Origin of the sequence: Streptomyces lancefieldiae, assembly GCF_031845825.1 — a bacterium.
GTDB lineage: Bacteria > Actinomycetota > Actinomycetes > Streptomycetales > Streptomycetaceae > Streptomyces > Streptomyces lancefieldiae.
Map to the genome: position 1 here is coordinate 129,896 of NZ_JAVRFH010000019.1, position 9,136 is coordinate 139,031.

Here is a 9,136-nt window from a genome sequence, read left to right on the forward strand (position 1 = left end):
GGACCCTAGAGGCGCTCGGTTGACGGTTCATGGACAATCCGTGACGGCCGGGCGGCGCGATCCCGGCCGGCCGCCCCGCGCCCGGCCGGACCGGTCGCTACACGGCCTTCACCTCGTACGTCGCCACCCGCACCGCCTCGTCGTCCAGGCACTGCCCGCTCGCCAGGTCGAAGCGCTGCTTGAGCAGGGGGGAGGAGACGAACGGGCGGCCCTGGTGGGTGCCGGTCAGGCCGCGGGAGAGCACCGCCGCCCCGGTGAACGGGTCGCGGTTGTCGATGGCGTACAGCTCACCGTTCCGGTCGCGGAACAGGGCCACCTGGCCGCCGTCCGGCAGCAGGGCCGCCACGCCGCGGCCGGGGAGCAGGGCGCCGAGGTCGCAGGCCGTGAACCAGTCGTCCGCCAGCCGCACGCGGACCTTCAGGTCGGTCGTCTCGGGTGCCAGGGTCATCGCCGGGTGCTTCCTTCCAGGACGTCTTCCTCGGTGCGCCGCAGGCCGATGTCCAGCAGCGGCAGGTCGGGCTTCATCTGGTCGCGTTCGGGCACGAAGCCCACGACCGGGTCGGGGGTGTCGGGCGCGTTGACGAAGGACACGAACCGGGCCAGCTTCTCGGGGTCGTTGATGGTCTCGGCCCACTCGTCGCGGTAGTGGGAGACATGGGCCCGCATCTGGGACTCCAGCGCGTCGCAGATGCCGAGCGAGTCGTGCACGACGACGTCCCGCACGTGGTCCAGGCCGCCAGGGATCCGCTCCAGCCAGGTGGAGGTGCGCTCCAGCCGGTCGGCGGTGCGGATGTAGAACATCAGGAACCGGTCGATGAGCCGGACCAGTTCGGCGTCGGACAGGTCCTGCGCGAGCAGGTCCGCGTGGCGCGGGGTGGCACCGCCGTTGCCGCCGACGTACAGGTTCCAGCCGTTCGCGGTGGCGATCACGCCGAAGTCCTTCGACTGGGCCTCGGCGCACTCGCGGGCGCACCCGGAGACCGCCGACTTCAGCTTGTGCGGGGAGCGCAGGCCCCGGTAGCGCAGCTCCAGGTCGATCGCCATGCGCACCGAGTCCTGGACGCCGTAGCGGCACCAGGTCTGCCCCACGCAGGACTTCACCGTGCGCAGCGACTTCCCGTACGCGTGCCCGGACTCGAAGCCGGCGTCCACCAGCCGGGCCCAGATCACGGGGAGCTGTTCGACGCGGGCGCCGAACATGTCGATGCGCTGACCGCCGGTGATCTTCGTGTAGAGGCCGAAGTCACGGGCGATCTCGCCGATGACGATCAGCTTCTCCGGGGCGATCTCACCCCCGGGAATGCGGGGGACGACCGAATACGACCCGTTCTTCTGGAGGTTGGCCAGAAAGTGGTCGTTGGTGTCCTGGAGCGCGGCCTGCTCGCCCTCCAGGACGTAGCCGCTCGCGCCGATCACCGGGGCGAGGGACGCGATGATCGAGCCGACCGTCGGCTTGCAGACCTCGCAGCCGTCACCGCCCCGGGCGCCCTCGCGGCCGTGCCGGTCGAGCAGTTCCTGGTAGGAGGTGATCCGCAGGGCGAGGACGATCTCGTACAGCTCCTCGCGGGTCTGCGCGAAGCAGCCGCACAGGCCCTTGTCGACCTCGACGCCGTTCGCCTCCAGCTCGGCGTCGACCAGCTGGCCGAGCACCTTGACGCAGGAACCGCAGCCGGTGCCGGCCCTGGTGCACTTCTTCACCTCGGGCACGGTCGTGCACTGGTGGTCGGTGACCGCGCCGCGCACCGCGCCCTTGGTGACGTTGTGGCAGGAGCAGATCACCGCGTCGTCGGGGAGCGCGGAGGGGCCGAGCTGGGCCGGTGCCCCGACGCCCGCCGGCAGCACGAGGGACTCGGGCGAGACCGGCGGGACCGAGCCGGTGAAGGCGCGCAGCGTGCCGTAGGCCTCCGCGTCCCCGATCAGGATGCCGCCGAGCAGCGTGCCGTCACGGCCGACCACCAGCTTCTTGTACAGGCCCGCGCGGGAGTCGGAGTAGACGACGTCCAGGCAGTCCTCGGCGGTGCCGTGCGCGTCGCCGAAGGACGCCACGTCGACGCCGAGCAGCTTCAGCTTGGTGGACATGTCGGCGCCGGTGAACGCGGCCTCGTCGGACGCGATGGTGGCCGCCGCCGTCTCGGCCTGCTCGTAACCGGGGGCCACCAGGCCGTACACCCGCCCGTCGGCCGCCAGCGCGCACTCGCCGATCGCGAACACGCGCTCGTCGGTGACCGTACGGCACTGCTCGTCGACGCTGATGCCGCCGCGCTCGCCGACCGCCAGCCCGCAGTCGCGGGCCAGCTGGTCGCGGGGGCGGACACCGGCGCTGAACACCACCAGGTCGGTGGCGAGCTCGGAACCGTCGGACAGCTTCATCCCGGTGACCGAGCCGTCCGCGCCGGTCAGGATCTCCTGCGTGCCCACGCCCGTGTGGACGGACAGGCCCATGTCCTCGATGGTGCGCAGCAGCGCGGCGCCGCCGCCCTCGTCGACCTGCACCGGCATCAGGCGCGGCGCGAACTCCACGATGTGCGAGGTGAGCCCGAGGCCCTTGAGCGCGCCGGCCGCCTCCAGGCCGAGGAGCCCGCCGCCGACCACCGCGCCGGTCGTCGCGTTCTTCGCGTACTCCTCGATCGCGAGCAGGTCCTCGATGGTGCGGTAGACGAAGCAGCCCTCGGCGTCCTTGCCCGGGACCGGCGGCACGAACGGGTAGGAGCCGGTCGCCAGCACCAGGACGTCGTAGTCGACGACCAGCCCGGAGCGGGCGGTCACCCTGCGCGCCTCGCGGTCGACGACCTCCGCCGGGTCGCCGACGTGCAGCTCGATGCCGTGCTCGTCGAGGAAGGCCAGGTCGGTCATCGACAGGTCGTCGGGGGTCTTCCCCGAGAAGTACGAGGTGAGGTGGACGCGGTCGTAGGCGGGGCGCGGCTCCTCGCACAGCACGACAACGCGGTGCGTGGCGGTCAGGCCGCGTTCGGCGAGCGCTTCGAGGAAGCGCTGGCCGACCATGCCGTGGCCGACGAGCACGATGGTGGGGGTGGGCCCCGGGGTGGCGGTCATCAGGAGCCTCCGTCGTTGGTGAGCAGGTGGAGCAGGGGGCCGCCGTCGGAGGGGAGCGGCTCTGCTCCCTCCCAGGCGCGCGCCAGCGCGCCGACGGTGCCGAGTTCGCCGACCAGGACCCCGCCGACCAGCCGGTCGTCACGGACGACGACCTTGCGGTAGGTGCCCCGGGTGGCGTCGGCGAGCTGCACGACGTCGTCGCCGGGGCGGGGGTCGGTCTCGCCGAACGCGGCGAGGTCGAAAGGGCTGCCCGGTCCGGTGAGGGTGAGCCGGGTCAGGGAGCGGGTGCCGGTGTAGCGGGCGCCGGTGTCGCCGGCCAGCAGCCCGGCCAGCGCGCCGGCCTGTTCCAGGGCGGGCGCGGCCAGCCCGTAGACGCGGTCCGCGTGCTGGGCGCAGTCGCCGACCGCGTGGATGCGCGGGTCCGAGGTGCGCAGCTCGTCGTCGACGACCACGCCCCCACGGACCTCCAGGCCGGCCGCCTGCGCGAGGCCGACGCGCGGGCGGACCCCGCACGCGAGGACGACCAGGTCGGCGCCGAGGGCGTACCCGTCGGCCATCTCCACCGACCGCACCGCGCCGCCGACCGAGCGCACGTCCCGCACCCGGCACTCGGTGTGCACCTCGACGCCGAGGTCCTCCAGGTGCCGCCGTACGAGCCGCGAGGCGGCCGGGTCGAGCTGGCGTTCCATCAGCCGCTCGGACTGCTGGGCGAGGACGACCTGGGCGCCGCGCACGGCCAGGGCCCGGGCCGCGGAGACCCCGAGCAGTCCGCCGCCTATGACGACCGCCCGCACCCCGGGCCGTACCGCCTTGGACAGTCCCAGGCAGTCGTCCAGGGTCCGGAACGCGTGCACGCCCTCCGGGAGTTCGCGGTCCGGGGTGAACAGGCCGCGCAGGGGCGGCAGCACGGCGTTGGAGCCGGTGGCCAGGACCAGCGTGTCGTATGCGATCAGGGAGCCGTCGGCGCACCGGACGGTCCGCGCGGCCCGGTCGATGCCGGTGACCCGGGCACGGGTCAGCTCCGCGGGCGCCGGCAGGGCGATCACGTCGGGGCTGTAGCGGCCGGCCAGCACCTCGGCGAGCAGCACCCGGTTGTACGGGCGGTGCTCCTCGTCGCCGACCAGCAGTGCGGGCGTGCCGAGCTCACCGAGCCGCCGGGCGAGCGTCACGCCCGCGAGTCCGGCGCCGATCACCACCACACGCGCATTCGAGGTCATGGCACCGAGCGTGCGCCGCGGGTGTTACCCGGTGGCATCACCTCTGTTTCCCACGGGGAACGCTGCCCTCAGCGGGGACGGGGGCCGGGTGTGAGGGACGCGGGCGGACGCCGGGGAACCTCAGAAGTCCCTCATCTCGATGGACGCCACATCCATTCCCTCCATAGGGTCGCGATCATGCCCGACATATCGCTGACCATGGTCGTCCTGCTCTGTCTCGCCGCCCTCGCGGCCGGCTGGATCGACGCCGTGGTCGGCGGCGGCGGGCTGCTGCTCCTGCCGGTGCTGCTGCTGGGGCTGCCCGCCGGGACCCCGGCCGCGCACGCGCTGGGCACCAACAAGGCGGTCGCCATCGTCGGCACCACGGGCGCGGCGGTGACGTACGCCCGCAGGGCGCCCGTGGACGTCCGCACGGCCGTACGCATCGGGCTGGCGGCGCTGGCCGGATCGTCGGGCGGGGCCTTCTTCGCGGCCGGGATGAGCACCGAGGTGCTCAAGCCGGTGATCATGGTGGTGCTGCTCGCGGTGGCGGCCTTCGTGATCCTGCGCCCCGCCTTCGGCACCGCCCCCGCCACCGGCCCGGCCACCCGCCGCCAGATCCTCGCCGCGATCGGCCTCGCGGGCCTCGGCATCGGCTTCTACGACGGTCTCATCGGCCCCGGCACCGGCACGTTCCTCGTCCTGGCGCTCACCGCCGTCCTCCACCTGGACCTGGTGACCGCCTCCGCCACCGCCAAGATCGTCAACTGCTGCACCAACGCGGGCGCCCTCGCCACCTTCGCCTGGCAGGGCGCCGTCCTGTGGCAGCTGGCCGCCCTGATGGCCGTCTTCAACCTGGTGGGCGGCACCCTGGGCGCGCGCACGGCCCTGAAGAAGGGCAGCGGCTTCGTCCGCGTCGTCCTGCTGACGGTCGTCTTCGCCCTGGTGGCGAACCTGGCGTACGAGCAGTGGCTGGCCTAGGTGTCCGTGCCCCGCCGCAGGTCCAGCAGCTCCACCACCCCCGTGGTGTCCTCCGCCCCGTGCCCCTCGGCGAGCCACCGCTCCATCAGCGCCATGTACGGCGTCAGCAGCTCCGCGCTCACCCCCTGCTCCTCCGCCGTGCGCAGCAGCGTCGCGTTGCCCGCCACCTGCATCGCGAGGTTGGAGACGACGCCCTTGCCGTAGTCGCCGCTCGCCAGCTGGTCGGCGGCCTGGTGGGCCGCGCCGGACATCGCGCCGAGCCACCCCACCAGCAGCGGTGCGAAGTCCTTCGGGGCGATGTCCTCGGGGCGGATCAGCGCGAAGGCGTGCATCACGCCCGCGAACATGCCGGTCATCGCGCTCAGCAGCGCCACGTCGTGCAGCGCCGCGAAGCCCGCGTCCGCACCGACGAAGCGGGTGCCGGCCGGGACGGCGAGGGTGTCCCGGTGCTCCTCGAAGAGGGCGGCGGAGCCGCTGTAGAAGACGTACGCGCCGGAGTCGGCGTCCCCGATCATCGGCGGTACGGCCATGATCCCGCCGTCCAGGAAACGGGCTCCGCGCGCCGTCGCCCAGTCGGCGCGGGCGCGGCCCTCGGCGGGCGTCCCGGTGGTGAGGTTCACCAGGTCCCGCCCGGTCAGGTCGGTCCCGTCGAGGGCCGCGCCGACCGAGGCGTCGTCGAGCAGGCAGGCGATCACCAGACGGTTCGCGGCCACCGCCTCGGCGGCGCTCGCGGCGACCGTCGCGCCGTCGGCGGCGAGGGCCTCGGCGCGGGCGGGGGTGCGGTTCCAGACGGTCACGGGGTGCCCGGCGGCGAGCCAGGCGCGGACGAGCGCGGTGCCCATGGCGCCGGCGCCGAGGACGGTGAGCGGAATACGGGAAGTTGATGCCTTGTCAGTCATGATGATCAGGTTCCGCCGCGGGCCACGGTCGCTCAAGTACGCACTTGGAAGTGGGTGGTTACCTCGGGGGAAGAATGCAGGCAGTGGGCGGGCAGCGGGCAGGCGACGGGCAGGGACGGGATGACGGGCATGGGGACGGCACGGCGGCCGGGGGCGTACCACTGCGGGATCGACGCGGCGATGGACGTCATCGGGGGCAAGTGGAAGGTACTGATCCTTTGGGCGCTCGGCGAAGGGACGTGCCGCTTCGGCGCCCTGCGCCGGGAGCTGGAGGCCGACGGCATCGTGCACCGCGAGGAGTACCGCGAGGTGCCGCCGCGAGTCGAGTACTCGCTGACCGCCCGGGGCGTGGCCCTCAACGAGGCGCTGGCGCCCCTCGGCGCCTGGGGGAGGGTGAACGTGCTCGACGCCTCACCGGCTGCCGGTGAGGTGCGCGAAGACCACCACGTTCCCCTGGTACCCGGTACTGCGTGAGTAGTCCCCGCCGCAGGTGATGACCCGCAGCTCGGGCCGCGTCGCCGCCCCGTAGACCTTCTCGTCCGGGAAGTCCTTCGCGGCGTACACCTCCACCGCGTCCACGGTGAACACCGCGACGCCCCCGTCGCGCCGGTCGACCTCGATCGTGGCGCCCCTCTCCAGGGCGCCGAGCCGGTAGAAGACTGCGGGGCCCTCGGTGTTGTCGACGTGCCCGGCGACGATCGCGGTGCCCCTCTCGCCGGGGGTGGTGCCGGCCTCGTACCAGCCGGCGAGGTTCTTCCGCTCGGCCGGCGGGACGTCGAGGCTGCCGGACGGCGTCAGGCCGAGGCCCGTCAGGGGGGCGTCGACGCCGATCGCCGGGACGCGTATGCGGTCGGGCGGGGAGGGCGGCAGCGCCGGCGCGGCGGGCGCCCGCCCCTGCCCGGCGCCGGTGCGGGCCTGTGCGGCCGACGGCTGGGGCGGGGTCCCGGTGCCGGGCCCGGCGCCGCCCACGAGCAGCCAGGTCCCGGAACAGAGGGCGACCGCCGTGACGGCCGCTATCGCGGTGTTGCCGACCCTGCGCATGACGACCCCTCTCCCTCAAGGGCCCCCTGCCCCCTCCGGGCCGCGAGGGGCGTCGGACCCGGAGGGGGTGGGGAAGTGCGGTACCGGCGAACGGGCAGCGGAGGGTGCCCGTTCAGATCCCGTCGCCTCTCGCGCGGCGATGCAGGAGCCAGGTACCGCCCGCGGCGGCGACGGCGAGAGCCGCCACACCGGCCGCGGTCCGCACGGGGTCGGGGCCGAGAGCGCCACCGACCCCCGTCTTCACGCTTCCTCTGGGATACACCTGCCCTTGTGTCGACGTCAGTGTGACCACCAGGTCGCCCGTCACCCGCCGGCCGCTGTCACCGCAGGTCGCGACGATCTCGTACGTCCCCGGCTGCGCGCTCGGCGGCACCTCGAACTCCCCGGCCGCCTCGCCGTCGTCCGCGTTCGGCACCAGCGTGAACGGATCGGCACCCACCGCGCTGGCGTCGCCCGCCGCCGCACCGGTCCCGCCGCACGCCGCCGTGCTCACCGTGGCCCGCTCGCCCGGTACGACCGAGGAGGGCGACACCTCCAGAGCGCCGGTCGCCGCGGTCTCCCCGGCGTGCGCGGTCACTGCGGCGTGCGCGGTCTGCCCGGCGTGCGCGGGTGCCGCGGTGGCGAGGCCCGCGGCGGCGACGGCGAGCGCGGTGCCGGTCAGCAGGCGGGCGGTACGTCGCATCGGTGCTCCCTGAGCTCTTCGGTGGCCCTCCCTACCGAGGAAAGTGGCACCGGGCGCCGCCCGCTTCCTGACACGATGTCAGGAATGGGATGAACGGGTGTCGGCCATGAGCCGGGCGTCCCCGCGCGCGACACCGTTTCGGCTGGTCACCGGTGGGTGACGGGCGGATTCCGGAAAAGATCCCGAAGGGTGTCCGGTGCGGGTGTGAACGGGTGACCGGCACCTCTGGAAGGCTTCAGGGGCGGAGACTTGACCTCAAGTAAAGTCGAGGTACCAAGCTGTCCGGCATGAACACAACGACCGATCCGCTCCATGTGACCCTGCTCGTCGGCAGCAACCGCCACGGCCGCTTCGGCCCCGTCGTCGCCGACTGGCTCCTGGACCACCTCCGGGCCCACGCCGACCTGGTCCCCGAGGTCGTGGACGTCGCCGCGACCGACCTGCCGACGACCTTCGCGCCGACCCCCGAGGCGCGGGCCGCGCTGGCGGAGATCTCCCCCAAGCTGTCCGGCGCCGACGCGTTCGTCGTGCTCACCCCCGAGTACAACCACTCGTTCCCGGCGGGCCTGAAGAACGTCATCGACTGGCACTTCGCCGAATGGCGGGCCAAGCCGGTCGGCCTCGTCTCTTACGGCGGCCTGGCCGGCGGCCTGCGCGCAGCGGAACACCTGCGTCAGGTCTTCGCCGAACTGCACGCCGTCACGGTCCGCGACACGGTCTCCTTCCACAACGCGGGGGCGTCCTTCGACGACACGGGCAGACTCCTGGACCCCTCGGGGCCGGACGCGGCGGCCAAGACCATGCTGGGCCAACTGGTGTGGTGGGGGCGCGCGTTGCGGGAGGCGAAGGAGAGGCGCCCCTACGACGCCGCGTAGCCGCGGGCCGGGTCCCCCGCGGGCCGGGTCCCCCGCGGGCGGGGACCCCTGCGGGTCTGGACCTCTGCGGGCCGGGGCACCGGGGGCGGCACCCGCGGGTCGGACCCTCGCGGGCAGATCCCCGCGGGCCAGCGCCCGCGGGCCAGCGCCCGCGGGCGGCCCCCCGCGGGTCGGCACCCGCGCGGGTCGGTACCCCCGCGGGTCGGTACCCCCGCGGGTCGGCACCCGCGCGGGCCGGGTCCCCCGCGGGCGGGGACCCCTGCGGGTCTGGACCTCTGCGGGCCGGGGCCCCGTGGGCGGCACCCGCGGGTCGGACCCCCGCGGGCAGATCCCCGCGGGTTGGCCCCCGCGCGGGTCGGCACCCCCGCGGGCAGACCCCCGCGGGCCAGCGCCCGCGGGCGGCCCCCG

The 9,136-nt window shown here is 74.1% G+C and carries 9 protein-coding genes; 3 read left to right on the top strand and 6 right to left on the bottom strand.

What is annotated here, in order from left to right; genetic code table 11:
- Positions 1 to 97: 97 nt before the first annotated feature.
- The 3 genes from nirD to RM812_RS20180 are packed head-to-tail and all read right to left on the bottom strand — an operon-like array spanning position 98 to position 4,271.
- Positions 98 to 448 carry a nitrite reductase small subunit NirD gene (gene nirD, locus RM812_RS20170; protein ID WP_311574385.1) on the bottom strand — a complete coding sequence of 117 codons (351 nt, stop codon included), beginning with the start codon at positions 446 to 448 and terminating at the stop codon, positions 98 to 100.
- Positions 445 to 3,054: a nitrite reductase large subunit NirB gene (nirB, locus tag RM812_RS20175; RefSeq protein ID WP_311574386.1), complete on the bottom strand. Its 2,610-nt coding sequence runs from the start codon at positions 3,052 to 3,054 to the stop codon at positions 445 to 447. The genes nirD and nirB overlap by 4 nt, the downstream gene beginning before the upstream one ends.
- Positions 3,054 to 4,271 carry an NAD(P)/FAD-dependent oxidoreductase gene (locus RM812_RS20180; protein WP_311574388.1) on the bottom strand — a complete coding sequence of 406 codons (1,218 nt, stop codon included), beginning with the start codon at positions 4,269 to 4,271 and terminating at the stop codon, positions 3,054 to 3,056. Before RM812_RS20180 ends, nirB begins: the two co-directional genes overlap by 1 nt.
- Before the next feature lie 177 nt (positions 4,272 to 4,448).
- Between RM812_RS20180 and RM812_RS20185 the strand changes: the two genes are divergently transcribed.
- The gene (locus RM812_RS20185; RefSeq protein ID WP_311574390.1) at positions 4,449 to 5,231 is read left to right on the top strand and encodes a sulfite exporter TauE/SafE family protein; all 783 of its coding nucleotides are present in this window, start codon (positions 4,449 to 4,451) and stop codon (positions 5,229 to 5,231) included.
- On the opposite strand, the gene RM812_RS20190 is transcribed toward RM812_RS20185, so the two are convergent.
- A complete protein-coding gene (locus tag RM812_RS20190) occupies positions 5,228 to 6,130 on the bottom strand; it encodes an NAD(P)-dependent oxidoreductase (protein WP_311574392.1) in 903 nt (300 codons plus the stop codon). The genes RM812_RS20185 and RM812_RS20190 overlap by 4 nt on opposite strands.
- 129 nt (positions 6,131 to 6,259) lie before the next feature.
- On the opposite strand from RM812_RS20190, the gene RM812_RS20195 reads away from it, so the two are divergent.
- A complete protein-coding gene (locus tag RM812_RS20195) occupies positions 6,260 to 6,604 on the top strand; it encodes a winged helix-turn-helix transcriptional regulator (protein ID WP_311574394.1) in 345 nt (114 codons plus the stop codon).
- Here RM812_RS20195 and RM812_RS20200 read toward each other — a convergent pair.
- Together RM812_RS20200 and RM812_RS20205 are read right to left on the bottom strand one after the other, a co-directional pair.
- Positions 6,542 to 7,171: a class F sortase gene (locus RM812_RS20200; RefSeq protein WP_311574396.1), complete on the bottom strand. Its 630-nt coding sequence runs from the start codon at positions 7,169 to 7,171 to the stop codon at positions 6,542 to 6,544. The genes RM812_RS20195 and RM812_RS20200 overlap by 63 nt on opposite strands.
- Before the next feature lie 112 nt (positions 7,172 to 7,283).
- A complete protein-coding gene (locus RM812_RS20205) occupies positions 7,284 to 7,853 on the bottom strand; it encodes a hypothetical protein (RefSeq protein WP_311574398.1) in 570 nt (189 codons plus the stop codon).
- Between the two features lie 287 nt (positions 7,854 to 8,140).
- On the opposite strand from RM812_RS20205, the gene RM812_RS20210 reads away from it, so the two are divergent.
- Positions 8,141 to 8,728, top strand: coding sequence for an NADPH-dependent FMN reductase (locus tag RM812_RS20210; protein ID WP_311574400.1), 588 nt, complete (start codon positions 8,141 to 8,143; stop codon positions 8,726 to 8,728).
- Positions 8,729 to 9,136: the final 408 nt, after the last annotated feature.

What these genes read in the sequence shown, in the direction of transcription:
- RM812_RS20205 (WP_311574398.1), bottom strand. Translation starts at nt 7,853, where the DNA reads ATGCGACGTACCGCCCGCCTGCTGACCGGCACCGCGCTCGCCGTCGCC.
- RM812_RS20200 (WP_311574396.1), bottom strand. Translation starts at nt 7,171, where the DNA reads ATGCGCAGGGTCGGCAACACCGCGATAGCGGCCGTCACGGCGGTCGCC.
- RM812_RS20195 (WP_311574394.1), top strand. Translation starts at nt 6,260, where the DNA reads ATGGGGACGGCACGGCGGCCGGGGGCGTACCACTGCGGGATCGACGCG.
- RM812_RS20185 (WP_311574390.1), top strand. Translation starts at nt 4,449, where the DNA reads ATGCCCGACATATCGCTGACCATGGTCGTCCTGCTCTGTCTCGCCGCC.
- RM812_RS20210 (WP_311574400.1), top strand. Translation starts at nt 8,141, where the DNA reads ATGAACACAACGACCGATCCGCTCCATGTGACCCTGCTCGTCGGCAGC.
- nirD (WP_311574385.1), bottom strand. Translation starts at nt 448, where the DNA reads ATGACCCTGGCACCCGAGACGACCGACCTGAAGGTCCGCGTGCGGCTG.
- nirB (WP_311574386.1), bottom strand. Translation starts at nt 3,054, where the DNA reads ATGACCGCCACCCCGGGGCCCACCCCCACCATCGTGCTCGTCGGCCAC.
- RM812_RS20180 (WP_311574388.1), bottom strand. Translation starts at nt 4,271, where the DNA reads ATGACCTCGAATGCGCGTGTGGTGGTGATCGGCGCCGGACTCGCGGGC.
- RM812_RS20190 (WP_311574392.1), bottom strand. Translation starts at nt 6,130, where the DNA reads ATGACTGACAAGGCATCAACTTCCCGTATTCCGCTCACCGTCCTCGGC.